We start from the raw sequence: 23,620 nt of genomic DNA, 5'->3' as shown, positions 1-23,620 counted from the left end.
GGGCTTTGTTGAATAAAAATGGCGAAGGCGATGAGATTCGAATGACTGACCAGCTCGAAGAGCTCTCACGGTTGGCGCTTTTTCAGAGGCTGTCCGGATCCCCGAAAAACATTTTGACTGGGCTCTAGGGCGGTGGTTTCAGGTTGTAAAAAACTAGTGATGCCCCCATTTTTGCCCCCAATGAAACGGAAGGCCTGCGCGGCCTCGGGAAGAAGCTCGGCCCAGGGCCTGATTACCCTGGCCTGCTGATCGGTTTCTGGGTCGCGGGCCATGTCTCTGATTACTACGCCACCCCTGCGGGGCACCAGTGGCAGAGCATCTGGTTGTTCCCGGCGTTCTTTTCCCTGGGTGTGGTGCTGGTGTTCATGTTTGCCTTTCGCGATGCGCGGCGGTCTGAGTTGGCGCCTGCCAAGGCTTGAGCGGTTATGACTTGATAACAACCCACCATGAAATGGCGATGCGCGGGGCGGGCAAAAACTGAATGGCGAACCGAATGCCTTTCAGAGCCCCGCGTTGGACAGTGCGATATCAGTCGTGAGCGAGTGACACCGAGAGATCACGCCACGCCGCCAGTTCCTCATGACGCTTCTGAAGTTCGTCTTCAAAATAGCCGATAGCGTCGCTGCCAGCGGTGAAGCGCAGTGGAGGCTTTTCAGTGTGGGCCAAGATAATCAGGGCCTGCGCCAGCTTCTTCGGATCATTGGCTTGCTTGCCATGTACCGCCAGGACCGCTTCACGCGAGCCGGCTGGATTCTTTGCGTAATCTTCAATGACCTGCTTCGCGAATCGTACGGAGTTCGTGCTGAGGAACTCGGTTCTGAAATACCCGGGCTCGACAACAGTCACGTGTAAACCCAAGGGTGCAACCTCAAGTGCCAGGCATTCAGTGATGCCCTCGACCGCATATTTGGTCGCACAATAGGCCGAGGCCCCCACACCACCGTGATAGCCAGCCACAGAGGAAATGTTGATCACGTGGCCTTGTCCCTGTGCGCGAAGCACGGGCAATGCCGCTCGGGTCACGTTCAGCAGTCCAAACACGTTCGTGTCGAACTGCTCACGAACCTCGAAGTCGGAGAGTTCCTCCAGGGCACCGAGAACGGCGTAGCCCGCGTTATTGACAATAACGTTAACCCTGCCGAAACGTTCAATGGCAGCCCTGATTGCTGCCGCTGCCTGTGTTTCATCCGTCACATCCAGCGCCACTGCAAGCAGTTCGTCGTGGTGACCTACAGCTTGAATCACCGCCTGCGCATCTCTGCCTGTAGCCACGACCTTATCGCCCGCCGCAAGCGCCGCTTTAGCGATTTCGGTGCCCAGACCGCGTGTTGTACCTGTGATAAACCATACTTTGCTCATCGATGGTGCCTCTTTGAACGTGAGGTAAGGCGCAACGCTCCGGCAATGAGCAGGACACCGTGCGATGTTCCTCATCTGTAACGGCCGAGGACAGTCGGACGTGCGTCTGCTTGCCTCCGGTATGAGCCATCATTCTCTCTCTATGGTTGTCTGAGGGGTTGCAGACTTCGTTTGAAATACTGCCTAAAGCAACGAATTTAAACGGCTGGTCGACGCACGCCATCGGTGCCGAGGTGGGCCTCGGGCATCCTGTCGTTCGATGATGACCTTGCCAACTGCGCGGCCGGCAGCCGTAGAGTCATGCTGCTCGTCAATCAGCGGCTTGATCAGGCTACGGACTCCCCTCTGTAAACGACCGCGCGGTCCGCTGACTGTCTGAAATGCTCAGAAGAATCCTTGGAATAGGCAGTGATGCCGACAAAACGGGCAAATGATCCCGGCAGGTGCGCCGCATACTGAAACCAGGATTCACCCGGGGTATCGACGGGTTTAACCAACGTCTATCCCATGGCAGCAATTTACAGATAGGACCCGATCATGCAGCAGGATAATAGAGGCACATCAGAAAACGCATTCCAGGATCATCCAGGCTTCAGCCGCCGCAACGTTTTGATTGGCGGGGCGGTCGTTGGGGCCGGTTTGAGTGTTGCACCGCTGTCCTGGGCAGCCTCACCGGATAGCGCAAAAGGCGCTGGCGGCTCAGTGAGCGGAACGCGAGTTACAAACACGCGCAAGCTGGGTTCGCTGGAAGTCTCGGAACTCGGTGTCGGGTGCATGAACATCAGCGCCAATTACGGCGCACCTGCAGGCAAGGAGCAGGGCATCAAGGTCATCCGCACGGCCCATGAACAGGGCGTCACTTTTTTTGATACGGCCGAAGTGTATGGGCCGTACACCAATGAAGAATTGGTAGGTGAGGCGCTTTCCCCGTTTCGCAACGAGGTTGTCGTCGCGTCAAAATTCGGTTTCGACATGGATGCCGGCGGCGCACTCAATAGCCGCCCGGAACATATCAGGAAGGTGCTTGAGGGCTCGCTGAAGCGGCTGCGCACCGACCGTATCGATCTCTACTATCAACACCGAGTCGATCCAAACGTACCGATAGAGGATGTTGCGGGTACGGTCCAGGACCTTATAAAAGAGGGCAAGGTGTTGCACTTTGGTCTCTCGGAGGCAAGTGCAAGCACCATTCGCCGAGCGCATGCCGTTCATCCCGTGACGGCGGTCCAAACCGAATACTCCGTGATGGAGAGAAGCGTCGAGCACAACGGAGTCCTTGATACCTGTGAACAACTGGGCATCGGTTTCGTGTGCTGGGGCCCGCTGGGCATGGGCTTTTTACCCGGTACACTGAATGCCAGTACACGGTTCGACACCAACACCGATTTACGTTCCGGGTTTGAACGATTCACGCCTGAGAACCTGTCAGCAAACGAGCCGATCATTGCTTTGCTCAGGAAGTTCGCACAGGAAAAGCATGCCACTCCTGCCCAGATATCGCTGGCGTGGTTGCTCGCGCAGAAGCCCTGGATCGTCCCGATTCCAGGCACGCGCAAGCTCGATCACCTTCAAGAGAACCTGGCATCCGTCAACGTGAAGCTGACGGCCGCCGAACTGGTGGAAATGGATGCAGCTCTGGCAAAGCTAAAAGTGCACGGTGGTCGAATGAGCCCAATGCATATGCGTGCCGTCGACGTCACCCAGTGACCGTCAGAATGTGAAAGCCGCTGAAGGCGTCCAGTAGCGATTTTCCTCCAGCCGGCGCGTTTTGGCGCGGGGTAGAGAAGGGCGTCATTGATCAACCCATTTGTATCAGGTACTCAAATGAATCAGGTTACGCGTAAGGTGTTCGAGCCGTTTGTGTTCGAAAACGGAATCGAGTTGCGCAATCGCGTGGCGATGGCCCCCATGACAACGTGGGCCGGCAACGCGGACGGTACTGTTTCCGACGAGGAAATTGCTTACTACCAGCGTCGGGTAAACGGTGTCGGTCTGGTGATCACCGGTTGCACGCACGTGCTCGCCAACGGTATTGGATTCACCGACGAATTTGCAGCGTTCGACGATACATTCGTTCCCAGTCTCAAGCGATTGGCCAAGGCCGCGAAGAGCGGTGGTGCAACGGCAGTGCTGCAGTTGTTCCACGCAGGTAACAAGGCCGTTTTGGAGTTGGTGCCGGACGTTGTCAGCGCCAGTGCAGTGAGTATTGACGCAGGACCGTTCAGCGTTTCCGCTACCCCGCGCGCAATGACCAAGGAAGAAATCCACGACGTTATCCAGGCGTTTGGTGAGGCGACGCGTCGTGCCATCGAGGCAGGATTTGATGGTATAGAACTGCATGGCGCCCATGGATTTCTGATCCAGAATTTCTTCTCTCCGAAGTTCAACCAGCGCGATGACGAGTGGGGCGGCTCACTCGAGAACCGTCTGCGTTTTCCATTGGCGGTTGTGCATGAGGTTCATCGAGTCATCAAGGCACACGCTGATCGACCGTTCCTGTTCGGCTATCGCATTTCGCCAGATGAATCTGGCGAAAATGGATTGCGCATCGACGACACCTGTGTGCTTGTCGATGGACTGATCGAAAGCGGTATCGACTATCTCCACGTCTCCCTTGGGAGCGTTCTGGAAACGGTGCCTGTCGACGAACAGGGCGACCAGACTACGGCGAAGGTGATTCTGGATCATGTGGACGGACGCATTCCAGTGATCGCCGCCGGGCAGATCAGGACGCCCCGCCAAGCTCAGGAAGCGCTTGAACTCGGACTGTCGCTTGTTGCGGTTGGACAGGGCCTTGTCATAAATCCTGACTGGGTGGAACTGGCAGAAAAAGGCCACGACGATCAGATTCAAACGGCGCTGAACCCGGCACGCGTTTCGCAGATCGCGATCCCGCCAAAACTGTGGGGCGTAATCGAGGCCACCACGGGTTGGTTCAAGCTCCAGGGCGCACCGTAACGTAGATTTGGCCGCAGCCCCGCCCTGAGAAAGGCAATCCGCATATGGCTACGGATAGGCAGCGAGATATTCTGCGCATTGCGCTGCAGGAACACGTTCTTCAATTTGAGACGTTCGATAAAAACTCGGCCTGGGCATTGGGCGAGCGTCTCAAGATAACCTGTGAGAAAGCCGCGGTGGCCACGGCCATCGAGATCAGGCTTGCCCGTGAAACCGTATTTTTTTACGCCATGCCGGGTACTGCTGCAAGCAATGCTGATTGGGCGCGGCGTAAAAGAAACGTTGTCGAGATGATGGGTAAAAGTTCCTATGGCGTGGGCTTGTCGTGTGAAGAGGAGGGGCAGCCTCTGGAGGCGCTGATGGGCTTGCCGTCACGCGACTACGCCTGCCACGGGGGCAGCTTTCCTATCCAGGTCAAAGGGTGCGGCTGTGTCGGCGTTGTGACGGTGTCCGGCTTGCCACAACGCGACGACCACATTTTAGTGGTGCAAGTGCTCGCTGAAATGTGTGGGATTGCCCCGTCTGAAGTAGCGTTCTGAATCGACGTCAGTGTGGAGGCCCAGACAACTCGACGAGTAGCTCCCGCCGCTCCTCAATCTCCCGTATTTGAGATCGCTTGAATCGAGCAAAGATGCCACTCGATCGAGCAAACACAACCGCTCTGCATTTCACATACTCCCAAGGTGCCTCAAGACCTGCCTGCGCTGTAGGCAGGTGGCGGGTGTTTCTGTGGAAAGTCGAACATACAGGCGAGTAGCGATATGCAAAACAACAGCATCCGGTTTGCGTGCAATGGCTGCGGGATCTGCTGCAAGGGGCGGTTGGTTCCACTGACGTTGAACGAGACAAGGCAGTGGCTGGAAAGAGGGCATGAGGTCGCGATCATACTGGAGGCGTTTGAGCAATCCATCTGGACTGCTGGGCCGCAACAGTTTGCCCACGCCGCAGGACGCGCAGTCGAGGTGCCTTGCGGTAACGCCCATGTGCGGGTCGTTGCAGTGTTTGCGGGCAATGCGCTGGTGCAATGCCAAAGTCTCGGCGATGACGGTCGTTGCGGTATCTACGAAGAGCGGCCGCTGGTGTGCCGTATATACCCGGCGGAGATCAATCCGTTCATTGCCCTTGATCCGGAAAACAAGATTTGCCCGCCCGAAGTCTGGGAGGAGGGTGAAGCGTTGTTTACAGATCGGATCGTTGATCCGGTTCTTGCTGATCAGATTGAACGCTCCCGCCAGGCTGACAGAGAGGATGCGCAGGCAAAAATTGCGCTGTGTGAAACCTTGGGGTTGAACGTGGCTGCATGGAAAGGAAATGCGCTGGCGGTGTACTTGCCAGATCGCCTGCAGCTCGCCGAGGCGATTGCCCGCTACGATGCTGGAAAAGTGGGGCCTGCTCGTTCCAACTGGAAGGTCCGCGTCGATGCTCCGGCGTTGCGCCAGCAGCTTCATCAGGTGGGCTTGGCGTTTGATGACCAGCTGCCAACTGACTACATTTTTCATGTGCTGTAGGTGTCAGGCGTTCTGATTGATTCGGGCAGCTTTCATTTCTGAAATATATAGAAATATCTAGGTCTGCGGGATTGATGCTGCTTGATAAGCGTTGAATCAAGCAATCAATCGCGTTGATCGGGCAAGAAGTGAGGTTCGTTGGCGCAGCATACTGAGGTCATGCTGATCAACGATGAAGGACCTCAAATGGCCTCTCTTCTGGCTCCCCGCACATTAAAGGACGCCTGGACCTGGTTGGTTTCGCACGATCCTTGCCGGCAAATCCCCGCTGGTCATTCCAGGCAGCGCTCGATCCGGGCATTGCGAGCCCCCGCGCAGCGTATTCAACCGCTTGTTCACATGCGTTTGAAAACTGGAAGTGTCGATGTGCCGTGTACTCCCGCGTAGCGCTTTGCGGTGTTTGCCGATGCGCGCTCGGTCGCCCCCCTCGGTAAGCACTGAAAGTGCACGTCGACCGTACGATAACTTTTTTGGAGAGCCTTCATGACCTGGTCAAGCCGAAACTGCGGGTTCAGTCACGTCGTTGAATTTACCGTCGACCCCATCCACATGCGGGAGTTGGTGGCGTCGTTGATGAGCCGTATTGAACGCTTTACCTGCTCATGTCCAGGGTTCATCAGCGCGTGCGTGCAGGTGAGTGACGAAGGCGATCGCGCGCTCATGCAGCTTCTGTGGTCCTCCAGAGAACACGGGGAGCAAGCGCTGGAGAGGGCGCAACGCCTGGAGCTCGATCTGTTTCACATGGTGGGCCAACCGTCGGCCAAAGCGCTGCTCTTCAGCTCCTTCAATGTCGTCGCGCAGGTGCAAGCGCAGCGCTGTCGACGTAAGCAACACGAATGATTTTCAGGGGTGTCCCTGGATCCCATGATCGGTGAGCGAGCACGTGCCGCAACCGTGAGGATCACGCCTTTGGCTGGCGGTGCCTGATACTGACGGGCAGGGCATTTGCGGGTGGTTATTCGTGCACATCACCGAATGCGGAAATGCCCTTCATCAGTTTGAGCAGTTGAAATTGCTGAAACATAGGGTTGCAAGCGCGCTACCTCCAAGTCTTTAATCAAAATAGGCAATATTGTCGTTTGATCAGGCAATTATCGCCAGATTCGAAGACCCATACTGAGGTCGATCTTCCGTCCGCCTAAAAGGCGTTGGTCCTCGGTTGAAGTATCGGTTTGAGACCCACCATGCAAAATCTTGACGTGCAGGTCATTCAGCAAGCCCTCAAGTGGATCGAGCAAGGCCATCAAGTGTGGTTGTGTACGGTCCTGGCAACCTTTGGCTCTGCGCCGCGTGGCCCTGGGTCTATGTTGGTCGCGTTATCGTCCGGTGCGTTCTGTGGCTCGCTGTCGGGTGGATGCGTGGAAGACGACTTTCTGCAACGGCTTGGTCGACATGAGTTTGACGACTTCAACCAGATTGTTCGTTATGGCGAGAGTGGACTGCCACCGTCGCGGGCGTTGCCTTGCGGCGGGGTTCTGGATGTCCTGGTAGAAAAATTCGAACCCGATTGCGCTGCGCAGGAGCACTTCGCGGTGTTGCTGCGCGCGCTGCAGGGGCAGCATCTGTTGGTTCGCCATATCGCCCTTGGAACTTGCCGTCGACACATTGAGGTCGGTGTGAGTGTCGACGCCACTGTCGCTGTAGACATTGATCAAGTGCGCATTCTCGTGGGGGCAGCCCGGCGCCTGCTGGTCGCAGGCCTCTCACCGGTGGCCGAGTTCTGTGCCAGTTTTGCATGCTCCCTGGGCTATGAAGTGATCGTGTGTGACCCGCGCGAAGAACTGACTTCAACGTTTGCCATGCCACAAGTAAAGTTAATGAAGGTGATGCCCGCCAGCTATATTTCCCAAGGCGGATGCCATGCAGCGACGGCTATTGTCGCCTTGACTCATGATCCTCGACTTGACGACCTGACCTTGCTCGAAGCCGTCAGGACACCCGCATTTTATATCGGCGCCATGGGCTCCCGGCGCACCAGTGAAAAGCGCTTGGAAAGGGTCAGACGAATCGGCGGGCTGGACGACGATGCGCTTGATCGCATCCATGCGCCGATCGGACTCAAACTGGGAAGCAAGACCCCGGCAGAGATCGCACTTGCGGTCATGGCCGACATTGTTCGGGTGAGTAACGGCGTCAGCCGTGACTATCTCTAAGTCTGGTTTTTTTGGGGAGTTGAATGTGAATACCGATTTGTCACACGACCAAGTCATGACTGATATCACGCGTCTCGCTAAATCGGTCAGCCAGTTGGTTCCTGGCGACGGCGACCGCATTACCGACATTCCCGGTCTGAGCCTGCATCGGCGTAAAGCCGTTACGGCGCCCATGCACTGTATCTACGGCCTGGGAATTGGCGTGACCTTGCAAGGCGGCAAGCAGGTGATCGTCGGCAGTGAAGTACTCCCCTATACGCCCGGCGAGTCGATGGTGACCAGTGTCGATCTCCCGGTCACTTCCCATGTCACTCAAGCCAGCGTGCTCAAGCCATTCCTCGGCATGATGCTGGCACTCGACAGCACCACCGTGACGCAGGTCGCCGAGCGCATGCGGTTATCGCAGCGTATGCGAGATGACGCGTTTCGTCCCGTGACCGTACAGCCTTTGGATGTGGGGGTGCTGGATGCGCTGAGGCGCTTGGTGGACCTGCTCAAAGAGCCCCACTGGATTGAGACCCTCGCTCCGCTGATCAAGGAAGAGATCATTGCCCGGCTGTTAAACGGAACCCATGGCCCGCAGTTGCTGCATGTCATTGCCGCCGGTTCACCCAGTCAGCAAATTGCCAAGACATTAGCCTGGCTCAAAGTTAATTTCCGTCAGACGTTGCGCATGGATGATCTGGCGGCACAAGCGCATATGAGTCCTTCCACGTTTCGCCAACACTTTCGGGCCGTGACCGGGATGAGCCCGCTGCAGTATCAGAAGCAGTTACGGCTACAAGCAGCTCGACAGTTGATGCTCAGCCAGAATATCGATGCAAGCAGTGCGGGCGGGCTGGTGGGGTATGAAAGCTCATCGCAGTTCGGCCGCGAATACAGTCGTCTGTTTGGTGAGCCACCTCAGCGCGATATCAAACGGATTCGCATGTGACGGAATCAGTGGCGTGTGAGAGGAGCCTCTAACCAGGACGTTTGCAGCGTCCTGTTCGGCTCCCTCGCACGTATCCACTGGCAGGCACATAACCCCCCTCATTTCTCCCGGCCAACGCCCCCACCTCGAACCGCTGGGTGACGTTGACGGGGGGCTGGCATCCTCGATTTATCCCAGCTTGAAAGGCAGCTCGCGTATTGGCTTACCCGTCAGACTGGCTATGGCGTTTGCAAAAGCGGGGGCCAGTGCCGGCAAGCCAGGCTCGCCCATGCCGGTGGGCGGTTCGGCGCTTGGCACTATATGGACCGCGAACTCGGGCATGTCGGTGATGCGCGGAACGCTGAAGTCTGCAAAGTTGCTTTGCTGCACGACGCCGTCTTTCAGGGTGATGGCATTGCCTGGCAAACACATCGACAAGCCCATCAGCGCGGCGCCTTGCACTTGGGCCTCAACGCTGCGTGGGTTGACGACCAGGTTGCAATGGACACCGGCGGTCACGTGGTGCAGCACCGGGCGACCGTTCTGCACTGAGGCTTCCACCACATAAGCCACTACCGAACTGAAACACTCATGGACCGCAACGCCCCACGCGTGTCCGGCAGACAGTTGACGTTTGCCATACCCGCTCTTGTCCACCGCTAATTGCAGCGCTTCGCGATGGCGCGGGCTTTGCTCGCCAAACAGCTTCATTCGGTATGCCACCGGGTCTTGCTTCGTCGTTCGCGCAATCTCGTCGAGCAATGTCTCCATCACAAAGGCCGTGTGGGTAGAGCCCACGCTGCGCCACCACAGCACGGGTACGTTGAGCTTGGGATGGTGGACTGTCAGCCGCATCGGTAGGGGATAAGGGTCACGCATGCCTTCTGTCGCCGTCGGGTCAATGCCGTTCTTAATCTGGCCTCCAAACATCGTGTCGGTAAGGATCGATTGCCCGATCAAGACATGGTCCCACGCCACCACCGTGCCGCTGTCGTCAAAGCCTATACGCGCGCGATGCAGGTGCATGGGGCGGTAATAGCCGCCCTTGATATCGTCTTCGCGGCTCCAGAGAGTCCGTATGGGAACATTCAGCCCAACTGACCGTGCGGCTTTAGCGACTTCACACGCCTGCACGATGAAATCACTGGTGGGCACGCCACGCCGGCCAAAACCACCGCCGGCCGTTTGCACGTTGATTTGAATGTACTCGGGTTTCAGATTCAGTACCTTGGCCGCTGCGGCACTGTCACCCCCCGGAAACTGAGTGCCAACCCACAGTTGTGCGCCCTTATCGGAAATCTGCACGGTGCAGTTCAGCGGTTCCATGGGCGCATGAGCCAGGTAGGGAAATACGAACTCTGTCTCCAATTGATGCTTGGCTGTAGCAAGCGGTGCCATGTCGGCGTCAAAGTGGACCAAGCCCGGTTGACCCGCTAACGCCCGGTACTGGATCAGTTGCTGTTCGCTGTCTACCTTCTCGACGGTGGCCAGGTCCCATTGCAGCTTCAATGCGTCGCGTCCAAGCTTCGCCTGCCAGTAGCCATCGGCAATCACCGCGACACCTTCGGCGCCGCCGTCCAGAGGTACTCGCAACGCGGCTTTTACCCCCTTAATTGCGCGTGCGGCGCTGTCATCCAGGGAGGCGATTTTTGCACCGAACACCGGTGGGCGCGCAACAACGGCAGTGAGCTGTCCGGGCAAGTGCATGTCGATGCCGAAATCCTGCTGGCCACTGCTCTTGGCCTTGGCATCGATGCGCGTAGTGGCCTGGCCAATGATGCGGAAATCCCTGGGATCCTTGAGCGTGACCTTGTCGGGCACGGGCAAGGCCATCGCAGCCTCTGCCAGTTCCCCGTAACTCGCTTTAAGGCCTGCCGGGCCAAGCACCATGCCCGCTTGAGTGCTAAGGCGCGTGACCTCCACGTTCCAGCGTGCGGCCGCTGCCGCGAGCAGCATGGCCCGAGCGCGCGCACCCAGTTCGCGGTACTGGGTGTAGCTGTTTTTGATCGAATTGGAGCCGCCGGTGAGGTGCATGCCGAAGACCGGGTCCTGGTAGGCCGTGTTGTTATTGCCGTTGCGGCTACGCACGAGACTCCAGTCGGCATCGAGTTCCTCAGCGAGAATCATCGGCAGTCCGGTCTGAACGCCCTGACCGAACTCCAGCCGGTTGATCGTTACAGTGACCTGTCCGCTGGAGTCGATCTGCACGAATGCAGAGGGTTGCTGACTCGGTTTGAGCAGCGCAGCGTCACCGCCAGTGGCTTCCTGCGCCAGCGCCAAGTGCGGAAAGGCACCCAGAGCCAGGCCGCCAATCCCGACGATTTTGAGGAAACTGCGGCGTGGAAGTGTGAAGGCACCGTCGGCTTGGTCGCGTTCGAGTAGGTGTTGCAGGGAACGCGGAAGCTCTTGGGAAAAGATGTCGTTCAGCATGGTGAGCTCCGGTCAGGCAAGGACTTTAGCGGCATCCGCCACCGCCGCGCGAATACGGGCGTAGGTACCGCAGCGGCAAATATTGCCCGCCATGGCTGAATCGATCTCGGCAGCGGTGGGTTGCTTGCCTTTGGGTTGGACTTTTAGAAAAGCCGTCGCGCTCATGATTTGACCGCTCTGGCAGTAGCCACATTGCGCCACGTCGTGCTTGACCCAAGCCTCATGCACGGCAGCACCGACCGGGTCGCTGCCATTTGTCGCCGCTTCGATGGTGGTGATCTTGCGACCCTCGGCCGCTGCTATTGGCGTCACACAGGATCGAATGGCCTGACCATCCAGGTGAACAGTGCAGGCGCCGCACAGCGCCGCGCCGCAGCCAAACTTAGTGCCGGTCATCCCCAAGGTGTCACGCAGGGTCCAGAGAATGGGGGTGCTGGGATCTACGTCAACCGTGTATTCACGGCCATTGATGGTGAGGACGCTCATGATAGGACAGCTCTCCGGAATGTGTGAGCAGCAGCTTGCTCTTAATAACGGCTAACTATAGAGCTGTGCCTGCGGGCCTGATTGCACAATCCGAGCAAATAATTGCCCAATCATTGACCTTGCTGTGCGCTGAGTTGCACCGGGTCGGTTTCGATAAGCGTACTGGACACGATCATCGACTTTGTCGTATTCACGTATTTCTGAAAATGGGCAGATGCGATGTGGCTTTTGTAGGCCGCTTCGTTTGCATAGATTTCGAAGAAGTGAAGGCGGTTCGGGTGGTCCTGTTCCGCCACCGAATAAATCGCGAGCACGCCTGGCTCAAGGCGAACAGAGTCAGCTATTTCCTCCTTGACCGCCGTTTGGTAAGTCGCCAATTGAGCAGGGTCTATCACGAGTTGTGCAATCCGCACGACTTTTTCGGTCGGCTCCGCTGCCAAGACCGAACCTACCCAAATGCATCCAACTACAACAGCTATACGCAGGACCGACATGTGCATTTATTCCAGATAGCTACTAATGTGGCATTCTCGGGACGTTGAGCAAGCCCTGGGGGCATCCTTTTCAAACCATCCAATGCATGCCCTCAGATGTGCCCCCAATGTAGCAATCCACTGGAAGTGAATGGAGCTCCATGGTTTGTGGAAAGGCAGAAATGATCAGCCGAACAGCCTGCCAGACCACGCCTAAAGACTCTCAGGGTCGCCAAAAAACATCTGAATCCGCGACCGCAACCAGCGCTCACCCGGGTCATTGTCCTGCGACCCGCGCCAGGCCATGTGCAACTCAAAGCTGCGCACCGGTAGCGGTGGGTCTTCCGCCCGCACACCACCGGCGGCCGTCAACGCTTCAGCGGTGTAGTCCGGCACGGTCGCGACGATGTCGGTTCCGCTGATGAGCGTGCTGAGTCCATTGAACTGCGGGACCGCGAGCACCACATGACGTTTGCGTCCGAGCTTTTCCAGTTCTTCATCGATAAAGCCGCTCAGGTCGCCGGCGAATGACACCAGTGCGTGCGGTCGCGCGCAGAAATCGTCCAGGCTCAATGGCCCTGGCACCGTGTCGGCCCGCAACAGCTTGGGCAGGCTGCGACGCAACACTTTGCGCTTGGCGTTGGCCGGGAGGTCGGCGGTGTAGCTGACGCCGATGGAAATTTCGCCCGAGGCGAGCAGGCTCGGCATCAGGATGTAGTTGGCCCGACGCACCACCAGTACGATCCCCGGCGATTCGGCGCGCAGGCGCTTGAGCAGCATCGGCAGCAGGGCGAACTCGACATCGTCCGACAGCCCGATGCGGAACACCGCCGTGCTGGTCGCAGGATCGAACTCCGCCGCACGGCTGACCGCGGTGGAAATCGAATCCAGGGCCGGGGAGAGCAGGGCGAAGATCTCCACCGCACGGGCCGAAGGCTCCATGCTGCGGCCGGTACGCACAAACAATGGATCATCGAACAGCCCACGCAGACGCGAGAGTGCTGCGCTGATGGCCGGCTGACCAAGGAACAATTTCTCCGCAGCACGGGTCACACTGCGTTCATGCATCAATGTTTCAAAAACGATCAACAGGTTCAGGTCGACACGACGCAGGTCATTACGATTCATCTGGAGTCCTGGCAGAGTCATCAAGCTTGACGAGAGCAGCCATATGAGAACAATGGCCGGCATGAATATTAAGGGTAAAGGCTGCTACTCTGCACCGAGTAATTCAGTTTTTCCAAGAAAGGCCGCTTCGGTTTTCATGGCATTTGCGAATGTCGCCGTCGCTGCGGAATCAATGACAGGCATGTCGACTATTAATAGCCACTGATGGTCTTGGGTAGAAAGCCCAGATAGAGTTCAGGGCATTAGAGGTTTCTTTGACGAGGTTTGCGATGTCCCGCACGATCCGTTTTCACAAGTTTGGTCCAGCCGAGGTGCTCAAATGCGAAGAGCATGCGGCCGCTCTCCCTGCTCCGGGCGAAGTGCAGGTGCGCGTCGAGGCGATTGGCATCAGCTGGTACGACATTCTCTGGCGCCAGAACCTGGCCTCATCCCACGCTCGTCTGCCTTCGGGCCTTGGCCATGAAATGGCAGGTATCGTGACGGCAGTCGGCGAGGGCGTCGATGACCTGGCAGTCGGTGACAAAGTCGCCAGCTTCCCGGCTGAAAGCCCCAACGACTATCCGGTCTACGGCGAGCAGATCGTTCTGCCACGCTCGGCACTGACCCGCTACCCGGACGTGCTCAGCCCGATCCAGGCCAGCGTGCATTACACGCCGCTGTTGATTGCCTACTTCGCCTATGCCGATCTGGCACGGGTAAAACCCGGGCAATTCGCCTTGGTGACTGACGCCAGTCACTGCGCCGGTCCGTCCTTTGTACAGTTGGGCAAGGCGTTGGGTGTGCGAGTGATCGCCGCTACCAAAACGGCTGAGGAACGTGAATACCTGCTGTCGCTGGGTGCCGAAAAAGTCATCGTCACTGAAGAAGAAGATCTGCTCATGCGGATCAACAAAATCACTGACAACCGTGGTGTGGACGTCGTGTTCGATGGCCTTGGCGGTCCGCAGATGTCGCTGCTTGGCGATGTGCTCGCACCGCGTGGCAGCCTGGTGTTGTATGGCCTGCAAGGCGGTAATCAGACGCCATTCCCGGCCTGTGCGGCGTTCCAGAAAAACATTCAGTTCTTCGTGCACTGCATCGGCAACTTCACCGGCAAGCCGGAACTGGGCATCATCCAGGATCAGGTCGCGCTGCAACGTGCCTTGCGCGACATCAACCAGATGACCGCTGATGGCGTGCTGCTGCCACTCAAGACTCGGGTCTTTCCGTTTTCCGAGTTTGTCGAGGCACACCGCTACATGGACGAGTGTCCATGCCGCGAACGGGTCGCCCTCCAGGTCGAACCTGCGTAACACTCCTGAAAAAGTCCGTGCTTGCACGGACTTTTGCATTTCCCCACCGACACCCTGAGACACCCTTCAATCAGTGATGGGGCCGTTCAGCAACTGAACTGGTTTTTGCTCTCAATCTGTATCTTCTAATCATCATGTAAGCCCCGATAATTGAATGATTACTTTCATCTCAAGGAATGAGCCATGTCCAGGTATCGAACAGGTACTTCTCAGCGCGCTCCGGCAATACAAACTCGACAAATAATGCCCTATCGATCAGTTGGCGAAAAACCAAGGGTGACTTCTTTCTTTATTTATCGTGCTACTAGTCTGTGGGACGCTGTGGGACATTTCCTAGGATCTCCCATGCAGGGGCAAGATGCCTGTGCTGCGGGGCTTTGCTGCAAAGTCTCGCCAAAATGGCTTCCTGCATCGCGATATCATTTCAAATAATTACTAAAAACTAAGTGTTAGCATTTGATATCCAGCAAAACACTCTAATCATTCCAGGCAACCGATTGCGCACTGCATAGAGTTGTTTGCGTGACATTGAATCTATGAGTAACAGGTAAACAACGATGACCCATACCCATGATCAGGCAATGAACTATGTTTATCAGCAAGTATTGCAGCGGTTGCTGAGTTTCTTTTCACGTGCCGAACGCACCGCCTTGCAACTTATGATTCAACGCCTGGTGGTCGCCGCGGGCGGCATGGAGCGCATCGGAGATTACAAGGTGTTGGCGGTCCAGTCCGGGACCCGAGACAGTTGTTACACCCTGGCGCTGCTGCGTGCGGCGCAATTGAGCATTGCCGGCCGGGCACCGGCGACATTCCAGTTGAGAGTGGCGACATTGCGCTCGAACGGGGCCAGCGCCACGGCCCTTGAAAACATCCATCGCAGTTGCAGCGCGTTGTTTCTCTATGACGACCCCCGGGTCGAAATGCTGATGGTCGATAACCGTGAGGTCCTGCCGTTCAATCACCTTGCGCCGATTTCCGACGCTGGTCGCGAGTCCAATCGCATCAATCTATTGATGGTGGGTCATCGCCGTGACAGCAACGGACCGCTCGATCTATGGGACGACGGCTATCTGGCGACCGGCGAATTTTACGGGCAGATTGCCCGTTGGGACCGAGGCGTCGACGCACTGATCAGCAGTGATACGCCTCGCCAACAAAAGCAGTTCCTGGAAGGCTTGAACCGCGCGGCGGTAAAGGCGGGACTGAAGGCATCGCTCCCTCCTGAAACAGGCTTCGAAGAGCTGTTCTCCCGGCTCGATGAATTGGGTGGCGATTACTACCGCGAGTTTTACCCGCAAGGTGTACAAGCCGCATGGCGTCCAGCGGAGCGTTTTGAGGCGTGCCGTCGTACAACGTTCATCGACATTCACGACATGCTGGTCAGTAACCTGGAAGAGCGTTGGCCGCTGCTTACCGATTTCCTCAGGTTCCAGCCTGACGAACTCGCGGTTCATCTCAGCGATAACGAATACGTCAGCCTGACGATTTGCGCGCACCTGCGCGGGTTGCAGAGTGGCTTCGTTCAAGGCCGCAGCTACGAAACCGGCGTTGCCGAGTACGTGCAACGGACATTGGTCCTGATGCGCCGCAAACAGATGCCGGAGCGCTTTTGCGAGCAGGTCATGGAAAGGCTTGGCAACCCGGCGGCAACGGTCGAGCAACGTGCATTGGCCTCGGTCGAGGCGCAAAAAAGCCTTGGATTGAGTGAATCTCAGCTGGTGTGTTTGCTGTTCGCGCCCTTTGTCGATAAGGGCGCCTCGCTTGAACGTTTCCTGCGCCAGTGCCACCCCGGCATGCTCGTCGCCTTGCCTGATCTGCACCGAGCGATGCAGGGCAACCCGGCCCCCGAGCAAGTGCTGCAATGGATGGTCGACGTCAGCGGCTTGCCCGTCAGCCTGATCGCGACGCTTTACCGCATGGGGCCAGTCGCCGCTGTAACCGACGTGGAAGAAAATCCTGCGGTCTCGCACGCAATGAGACCGGATATTGACGCTGACGGCTCGGTGCCCGTCGAACGGTCAACGGGCCGTTGAAAGTGCCTGGCTTGACAGCTTTCACGCCGGGGCGTCGCGCTGCGCGTACCGTGCTCGGCCATTTCCCATGAAGGGGCCGCGAGAAACCGACTTCGCTTACCAGGCGGTGTACCGCTACCTGACGAACCTGATCAGCGAGCCAGTCAGCGACACGCGTGTCCGTCTTCCTTCGTTGCGGCAATTGGCGGACCGTCTTGGCGTATCGATTTCGACCATCCAGTACGCCTACTCGCTGCTGGAAAAGGAAGGGCGCGTGTACTCGATCGCCAAATCCGGTTACTACGCGTTGCCGGTGTCGTCCGTCCGCCCGCTCAGCAGTGGCAATGACCTGCTCGAAACGCTTTACGTGAACGCCAGGCGCCCGGGAATGCTGGTGTTGAGCGCCGATGAGCCGGCTCTGCTGCAACCCCTGGACAGCCCGCTGTTGCTGCTCGAGCGAGAACTGTTGCGCCAGTATCCACGTCAGCCGCAACCGGTGTCACAACCCTGCGGTGAACTGGAACTGCGCGCCGCCATTGCGGCACGCTACACCTCATCTCCGGCGCGTTGCTGGCACGCCGACGATGTCTATATCGGCGCCGATTTACGTGGCGTACTGGAAATACTGATCACCGTGCTTTGCCTGAAAGAAGCCATTGTCGTGGTCGAGTCGCCCTGTGACTGGGCAATTCTGCGCCTGCTTCAGGACGCCGAGGTTCAAGTCATCGAGCTGCCGTTGCAAGCCAATGGCAGTCTGGATCTGGAGCAGCTAAAGCAACTGCTGGAGACCGAACCGGTTCGGCTGGTCATGCTTTCATCTGGCCTCAACATGCCGCGTGGCAGCATTGCTTCCCACAATAACCGGCAGTCAACCGCCCTGTTGCTGGAGCGTCATGGCAGCTGGGTGTTGGAGAACGACAGCCATGGCGAGCTCGAATTCGAGCCCGACGGCCAGCGGTTTCGCGATTTACTGGACCCGGATCGACTCATCGTGTTTTCCACTTTCGAAAAAATCATCGGGCCTGAGGCACCATATGGCTATTTACTCTCGCGCCAACTGCATGCCGAGCTGCAACGGCATTTTTTGCTGCGTGCGTTCCGCCTGTCGCCGATCCGCCAGAAAGCCATCGCACGTCTGTACGGCAATGGACGCATCGATCAGCACTTGGTGGTGCTGCGCAGGATGCTCAAGGACCGCAAGGTGCAAATGACCCAGCTGCTGCAAGAGCGCTTGGGTGATGCGTTGCACTTCGTCGAGCCTCAGGGCGGGGCAACCGTGTGGGTCCGGTCATTGCGCCCGGTTGATGTTCGTCGGGTGTTCCAGCGCCTGCTCAACCATCAGGTGGTGATCGCGCCGGGTGAATTGTTCAGTCTCCAGGGCCTGCACACACAGCACTTGCGATTGAGTCATACCTTTGGTGGCGACCACGACCTCGCGGCGGCAATGGGCCTGCTGGGCGACGCCTTGCGTCTGGAATCGATCGATTGAGCCAAGCCGCGAGCCGTTCCTGGCCTGCAGAGATGGATAACATCATGCATGGGATCGATAACGTCGCGCTGCGGTCAAACTGCCAGTAAACTGCGTTCCTATTCCTGAACCACTCTATTCCAGAGGTTTTGCATGACAATCAGTCCTTTTGCGGGCAAACCGGCACCGGCAGAATTGTTGGTCGACATCCCGCGACTGGTAACGGCCTATTACACCGGCCAGCCTGATGCCTCCATTTCTACCCAGCGCGTTGCCTTCGGCACGTCCGGCCACCGGGGCAGCTCGTTCGACCTGAGTTTCAACGAATGGCACGTTTTGGCGATCAGCCAGGCGATCTGCCTGTACCGTGAAGCCCAAGGCATCGATGGCCCGTTGTTCGTCGGTATCGATACTCATGCACTGTCCACGCCGGCCGGTGTCAGCGCCCTGGAAGTGCTGGCGGCGAACGGTGTTACCGTGATGATCGCCGAAGGCGATGAGTACACGCCGACCCCGGCGATTTCCCACGCCATTCTTTGCTACAACCGTGGCCGTACTTCCGGCCTGGCGGACGGCATCGTCATCACGCCGTCCCACAACCCGCCGCAAAGCGGTGGCTACAAATACAACCCCACCAACGGTGGACCGGCCGATACCCACATCACCAAGTGGATCGAAGCCAAGGCCAATGAGCTGCTGACCAACAAGCTGGCCGGCGTCAAACGCATCAGCTACGAACAGGCCCTCAAAGCCAGCACCACGCACCGCCACGACTACCTCAACACCTATGTCGCCGACCTGATCAACGTGATCGATTTCGACGCCATCCGTGATGCGAAGCTGCGTCTGGGTGTCGATCCGCTGGGTGGAGCAGGGGTGCGCTACTGGTCGGCGATTGCCGAGCATTACCGTCTGGACCTGGATGTGGTCAACAAACAGGTCGATCCGACGTTCCGCTTCATGACTGTCGACTGGGACGGACAGATCCGCATGGACCCTTCCTCCAGCCACGCCATGCAAGGCCTGATCGGTCTCAAAGAGCGCTTTGATGTTGCGTTTGCCTGCGATCCGGACCACGACCGTCATGGCATCGTGACGCCGTCCGGTGGTTTGCTCGCGCCGAACAGCTACCTCGCGGTATCCATCGATTACCTGTTCCAGAACCGTCCGCACTGGCGCGCCGACGCTGCCGTGGGTAAAACCGTGGTCAGCAGCGGCTTGATCGATCGCGTGGCCAAACGTCTGGGACGGCGCCTGTACGAAGTGCCGGTCGGCTTCAAATGGTTTGCCGACGGTCTGTTTGACGGTTCTCTGGGCTTTGGCGGCGAAGAAAGTGCCGGCGCATCGTTCCTGCGCAAGGACGGCGGCGTCTGGAGCACCGACAAGGACGGCTTGATTCCGGCCCTGCTGGCTGCAGAAATGACCGCTCGTACCGGCCGCGACCCAAGCCAGGCTTACCGTGCGTTGACCGACGAGCTCGGCGAGCCGTTCTCGGTGCGCGTCGATGCCAAGGCCAACCCTGAGCAGAAAGCCTTGCTGAGCAAGCTGTCGCCTGATCAAGTTACCTCGACTCAGCTGGCCGGCGAAGCTATCCAGAGCATCCTCAGTCACGCCCCGGGCAACGACCAGGCCATTGGCGGCTTGAAAGTCATGACCGAGAACGGCTGGTTCGCGGCGCGTCCTTCCGGGACCGAAGACATCTACAAAATCTACGCCGAAAGCTTTGTGAGTGATGACCACCTCAAGCAGTTGGTCGCAGAAGCTCAAACGCTGGTAGACGGCGCGATTTCTGCGAAATAAACGCAAACCCCATCGCGGGCAAGCCCGCTCCCACATGGATTGCATATAACCCTGTGGGAGCGGGCTTGCCCGCGATGGCGTCGGTACAGTCACCAGTAATCATAAAAAAGGGCGACCATACGGTCGCCCCTTTTTTTGCCCGACGTTTACTGCCTCAAGCCAGGTCCACCAAAACGATTTCACTGTCCTCGATCGCGGTGACGCGCAACACCTGCTCATCGGCTACTGCGATACCGTCTCGAGCTTGTGCACGCAAGCCATTGACTTCAATGACCCCTGTGGCGGGAACCAGGTAAGCGCGACGGCCTCCGTCCAGGCGATATTCGGCGGTTTCACCGGCTTTAAGGTTCGCTGCCACCAACCGTGCATCGGCGCGAATGCGCAGGCTCTGATCATCACCGGCCTTGCCACTGGCCAGCGTCACGAATCCTTCGCGCTGGCCTTTCGGAAAAGGCCTTGCGCCCCAGGACGGTGCCAGACCGGACTCATTGGGGATAATCCAGATCTGGAAGATCTTGGTTTCGCTCGATTCCAGGTTGTATTCGCTGTGGGCGATGCCGGTGCCCGCGCTCATGACCTGAACGTCACCTGCTTCGGTGCGCCCCTTGTTGCCAAGGTTGTCTTCGTGGGTAATGGCCCCTTCACGAACGTAGGTGATGATTTCCATGTCGCGGTGTGGGTGTTTCGGGAATCCGGTGCCAGCGGCAATCACGTCGTCGTTCCAGACCCGCAGGTTGCCCCAGTTCATGCGTTTGGGGTCGTGGTACTCGGCGAACGAAAAGTGGTGATGCGCATCCAACCAGCCATGATGGGCGCCGCCCAGGGATTTGAAGGGTCTGAGTTCAAGCATGATCGTCTCCTGAAAAGGTTCGTCATGGGGCAGAGCGCCTGAGCCACGAAACAAGAACCGGTGGTTGATGGAGAGCATCTTCTATCAGTCACCAATCGATAAAAAGCGTAAAAAGTGCCTCAATAAGATCGGATTCATCGATGTTTAATAACCTCGAAATCGTCTCATCCAGCCTTCACTTCATCGTATAAGCCAATGACCTGTAAGCATTTCACTAGAACTCAACGGCAAATACAGACACCATAACCGCAACAGCCTCACACCCTGGAGTCAGTCCGCGTGCCGCAACACACCCCCGATCTTCCTCCCGAACTCCGTCCATTGGCCGAGATGCCGCTGCTCAAACGATTGGCCGCCCGATTCTTTGGTCATGGCCTGACCCGTTTGCGCGCTCAGCACCGGGCTTCCTGGTTGCACGGGCAAGCCGACGGTTTTCGCAGCGGGCACAGCGCCGGGGTGGATTACGGCTATAAAGAAGGAAAGCTCGACGGGCTGGAAGAAGGTCGGCAAGTACTGTTGATCCGCGATTCGCGCTCGACCGAACACCGGCCGCCCAACGTCGATGACAATCTGTTCGATGATTGGCGCTTGCCACTGAGCGCCGACGTGAAGAAGCGCATGAAGGCCGATGTCGCTCGTCTGCTGCCACCGCATGCACAACCCAGCGTCGCACAGTGGAAGATGATTTTCAGTGATACGCCTTCGACCTCGGTGATCGCCGGGGCGGGCGCGGGCAAGTCAACGACGCTGGTGTTGCGTATTTTGCTGCTGACCCATTACCTGGGTTTCGAACTGGGCTCGATGACCGTCGTGACCTTCACCCGTGAGTCGCGCAAAGACTTCATTAATAAGCTGATCGAGCTGTTTGCCCTTTGGGGACGGATGCTGAGCCTCAAAGAAGCGCGCGACCTGGTGCGTACCTTTCATTCGCGCATCCTGCCAATGGTTCGCAGCCTGCCGGGTTTCGAACGCCTGCAAGCGTTCGAGAACCTCAGCAATCGTCCGCAGAACGGCGATGAAGAGGTCGACAGCAATCCTTTCGACCTGCGAATCAACGATGCTCAGCGCCAGCAGCTCAATGCCTGTTTCCACAGCCTGCACACTCGAGATGAGCGCTTTCGCGAACTGATCAAGCCGTTGTCTCGGCATGCCTTGCAACTCAAGGAACTGGAACGCGATCACCCCGATGTGCAGAAACGCATGGCGGTCACCGAGTTGGCTGCCAAGCGCGATGAAGAGCTGTGCGACACAATCGAAGACCTTTGGTTTCGCGCTGGCGCGTGGCCGATCAAGGGTATCGAACCGAATCGCCAGACATTCGACATCAATGGCTCAACGTTCCATTGCCACGGTTACATCCCGAGCCTGGACGCCTGGGTGGTGCTTGGGTTCGACTCCGGGGAAAATCCGCAGCTCAGCCGTCCGAATGCCAAATTGACGGTCCGCGCGGAATGGGCGGTTAAGCGCACCCTGTTTCAAGCTTTCTGCCGTAAGCCTTTGATATGGCTTGATAGTTATGAGTCATCCAAGCGCGTATTAGCCTCCTTGGCCGGTGACGCCAGCGCCGGGCCTGGCTTCGACTACAAGGTTAAAGGCGAGCTCGGATCGGCGCCGTTGCTGGACTGTTTTGTTGCAACCGCCGGGTTTATCGAAAACCTGGGCCTGGACGTGCCGAACGCCGTGGCTCAGATGAGCTTCGCCAAAGACGACCCGGACCGGTTTTTCTTCGAGGCCTTGAGCCTGTTCTGGCGTGCCCTGGAAGATCATCTGCTCGATCAAAAGCCACCGGTGATGACCTACAACCGAATGTTCGCCTTGTTCAGCGAGCATTCGCCGGAAAACCTGAAACTGCTGAGCGATGAGCAGCTAAGGCCTTTGTCGCATTTGATGATCGACGAATTTCAGGACGTTTCGCCGCAGATTGTCTCGTGGATTCGTGCCAGCCTGGCCGAAATCCGCAGTCGCGGCCCGGCGATGCACGTCGGACGCGGTGCACAGCATTCGTCGCTGCTGTGTGTCGGCGATGACTGGCAGTCCATTTATGGTTGGCGTGGCAGTTCGCCGACGTATTTCATGGAGTTCAACAAGCAGTTCCTGTCGCCGAGTACCACCAAGGTCATGCTCAGCGACAACTATCGCAGCCATCAACACATCATCGATGCCGCCGAGCACATCGTCCGCGCAGCTCCGGCGATCGCAGGCAAAAAGGCAAAGGCGAGCGGTGAAGCCAAGGCAGTGTTGCCGGTGAATGTCCTGGATCGTGACGATCAAGGCATGGCCCAGCGCCTGATCGAGCACTATCGGCGGGGCGATTCAATCTTGATGCTTTATCGAAAAAGCAGCGATAAGTTAATGATAGAACAGCATATTAAGTCAGTAGTTAATGTTGATTCTAGCTTGCCGTACGAAGCACGCCGACTGAAGCAGCTGACCTATCACAGTGCCAAGGGCCTTCAAGCGGACGCGGTTTTTCTGCTGGGAGATTGCCAGCACCTGACGCTTTCGCCTTACAAGAACCAGGTCTACCGCATGGCTGGCCTCGGCAAGGCAGGCGACACTGAGCCGTATGACAACGCGCAGAAAGACGAGATTTTACGCCTGGCCTACGTGGGCATCACGCGTGCAGTGAGTCATTGCTATTGGTATGTCGACGGTCAGGACACTCAGGCTGCGAACATGCCCAAGGCGTCCGACCGCATCGGCAAGGGCAAGCCGTATTTCGTGGATCATCGTCAGGGGCAAACCCAAGGCTGACCCCGTCGCGCACAAAAAAGCCCACATAATGTG

At 57.8% G+C, this 23,620-nt stretch carries 19 protein-coding genes; 13 read left to right on the top strand and 6 right to left on the bottom strand.

The features are described 5' to 3' along the window. Positions 1-167 precede the first annotated feature (167 nt). Positions 168-419: a hypothetical protein gene (locus K5K95_RS26925; RefSeq protein WP_315903128.1), complete on the top strand. Its 252-nt coding sequence runs from the start codon at positions 168-170 to the stop codon at positions 417-419. 109 nt (positions 420-528) lie between these two features. On the opposite strand, the gene K5K95_RS26920 is transcribed toward K5K95_RS26925, so the two are convergent. Beyond that, complete coding sequence (locus tag K5K95_RS26920; RefSeq protein ID WP_222586904.1) at positions 529-1,359, bottom strand: SDR family NAD(P)-dependent oxidoreductase; 831 nt, start codon at positions 1,357-1,359, stop codon at positions 529-531. Between the two features lie 537 nt (positions 1,360-1,896). Between K5K95_RS26920 and K5K95_RS26915 the strand changes: the two genes are divergently transcribed. From K5K95_RS26915 to K5K95_RS26885, 7 genes are all read left to right on the top strand, one after another. Then, positions 1,897-3,066 carry an aldo/keto reductase gene (locus tag K5K95_RS26915; RefSeq protein ID WP_222586903.1) on the top strand — a complete coding sequence of 390 codons (1,170 nt, stop codon included), beginning with the start codon at positions 1,897-1,899 and terminating at the stop codon, positions 3,064-3,066. A gap of 117 nt (positions 3,067-3,183) precedes the next feature. Continuing rightward, complete coding sequence (locus K5K95_RS26910; RefSeq protein WP_222586902.1) at positions 3,184-4,317, top strand: NADH-dependent flavin oxidoreductase; 1,134 nt, start codon at positions 3,184-3,186, stop codon at positions 4,315-4,317. A gap of 44 nt (positions 4,318-4,361) precedes the next feature. Beyond that, positions 4,362-4,856: a heme-degrading domain-containing protein gene (locus tag K5K95_RS26905; protein WP_222586901.1), complete on the top strand. Its 495-nt coding sequence runs from the start codon at positions 4,362-4,364 to the stop codon at positions 4,854-4,856. Positions 4,857-5,078: 222 nt separating this feature from the next. Continuing rightward, the gene (locus K5K95_RS26900) at positions 5,079-5,825 is read left to right on the top strand and encodes a YkgJ family cysteine cluster protein (protein ID WP_222586900.1); all 747 of its coding nucleotides are present in this window, start codon (positions 5,079-5,081) and stop codon (positions 5,823-5,825) included. Between the two features lie 573 nt (positions 5,826-6,398). Further along, positions 6,399-6,665 carry a hypothetical protein gene (locus K5K95_RS26895; RefSeq protein WP_222586899.1) on the top strand — a complete coding sequence of 89 codons (267 nt, stop codon included), beginning with the start codon at positions 6,399-6,401 and terminating at the stop codon, positions 6,663-6,665. 344 nt (positions 6,666-7,009) lie between these two features. Next, entirely contained in the window at positions 7,010-7,978 is a 969-nt protein-coding gene (locus tag K5K95_RS26890) for an XdhC family protein (RefSeq protein WP_222586898.1), read from the top strand. A gap of 55 nt (positions 7,979-8,033) precedes the next feature. Further along, entirely contained in the window at positions 8,034-8,912 is an 879-nt protein-coding gene (locus tag K5K95_RS26885; RefSeq protein WP_222590442.1) for an AraC family transcriptional regulator, read from the top strand. Between the two features lie 168 nt (positions 8,913-9,080). Here the strand turns inward: K5K95_RS26885 and K5K95_RS26880 are convergent, their stop codons facing one another. The 4 genes from K5K95_RS26880 to K5K95_RS26865 all read right to left on the bottom strand — a co-directional run bounded on the left by K5K95_RS26880 (position 9,081) and on the right by K5K95_RS26865 (position 13,408). Further along, a complete protein-coding gene (locus K5K95_RS26880; RefSeq protein ID WP_222586897.1) occupies positions 9,081-11,321 on the bottom strand; it encodes a xanthine dehydrogenase family protein molybdopterin-binding subunit in 2,241 nt (746 codons plus the stop codon). A 12-nt stretch (positions 11,322-11,333) separates the two neighbouring features. Then, positions 11,334-11,807 (bottom strand): (2Fe-2S)-binding protein, encoded by a 474-nt coding sequence (locus tag K5K95_RS26875; protein WP_064677641.1) that lies wholly within the window; start codon positions 11,805-11,807, stop codon positions 11,334-11,336. Positions 11,808-11,917: 110 nt separating this feature from the next. After that, positions 11,918-12,301: a putative quinol monooxygenase gene (locus K5K95_RS26870; protein ID WP_222586896.1), complete on the bottom strand. Its 384-nt coding sequence runs from the start codon at positions 12,299-12,301 to the stop codon at positions 11,918-11,920. 192 nt (positions 12,302-12,493) lie between these two features. Beyond that, the gene (locus K5K95_RS26865; RefSeq protein ID WP_090184215.1) at positions 12,494-13,408 is read right to left on the bottom strand and encodes a LysR family transcriptional regulator; all 915 of its coding nucleotides are present in this window, start codon (positions 13,406-13,408) and stop codon (positions 12,494-12,496) included. A 269-nt stretch (positions 13,409-13,677) separates the two neighbouring features. On the opposite strand from K5K95_RS26865, the gene K5K95_RS26860 reads away from it, so the two are divergent. From K5K95_RS26860 to pgm, 4 genes are all read left to right on the top strand, one after another. Continuing rightward, positions 13,678-14,700 carry a zinc-dependent alcohol dehydrogenase family protein gene (locus K5K95_RS26860; protein ID WP_222586895.1) on the top strand — a complete coding sequence of 341 codons (1,023 nt, stop codon included), beginning with the start codon at positions 13,678-13,680 and terminating at the stop codon, positions 14,698-14,700. 557 nt (positions 14,701-15,257) lie between these two features. Then, complete coding sequence (locus K5K95_RS26855; RefSeq protein ID WP_222586894.1) at positions 15,258-16,736, top strand: hypothetical protein; 1,479 nt, start codon at positions 15,258-15,260, stop codon at positions 16,734-16,736. A 67-nt stretch (positions 16,737-16,803) separates the two neighbouring features. Then, a complete protein-coding gene (locus K5K95_RS26850) occupies positions 16,804-18,204 on the top strand; it encodes a PLP-dependent aminotransferase family protein (protein WP_222586893.1) in 1,401 nt (466 codons plus the stop codon). Positions 18,205-18,336: 132 nt separating this feature from the next. Beyond that, positions 18,337-19,983, top strand: coding sequence for a phosphoglucomutase (alpha-D-glucose-1,6-bisphosphate-dependent) (pgm, locus tag K5K95_RS26845; RefSeq protein WP_222586892.1), 1,647 nt, complete (start codon positions 18,337-18,339; stop codon positions 19,981-19,983). 154 nt (positions 19,984-20,137) lie between these two features. Here pgm and K5K95_RS26840 read toward each other — a convergent pair whose 3' ends face one another. Continuing rightward, complete coding sequence (locus K5K95_RS26840; RefSeq protein WP_222586891.1) at positions 20,138-20,833, bottom strand: pirin family protein; 696 nt, start codon at positions 20,831-20,833, stop codon at positions 20,138-20,140. Positions 20,834-21,112: 279 nt separating this feature from the next. On the opposite strand from K5K95_RS26840, the gene K5K95_RS26835 reads away from it, so the two are divergent. Further along, complete coding sequence (locus K5K95_RS26835) at positions 21,113-23,587, top strand: UvrD-helicase domain-containing protein (RefSeq protein WP_222586890.1); 2,475 nt, start codon at positions 21,113-21,115, stop codon at positions 23,585-23,587. Positions 23,588-23,620: the final 33 nt, after the last annotated feature.

The organism is Pseudomonas sp. DR48 (assembly GCF_019823085.1).
Classification (GTDB): domain Bacteria; phylum Pseudomonadota; class Gammaproteobacteria; order Pseudomonadales; family Pseudomonadaceae; genus Aquipseudomonas.
This window is presented reverse-complemented; position numbering and strand designations above follow the sequence as displayed.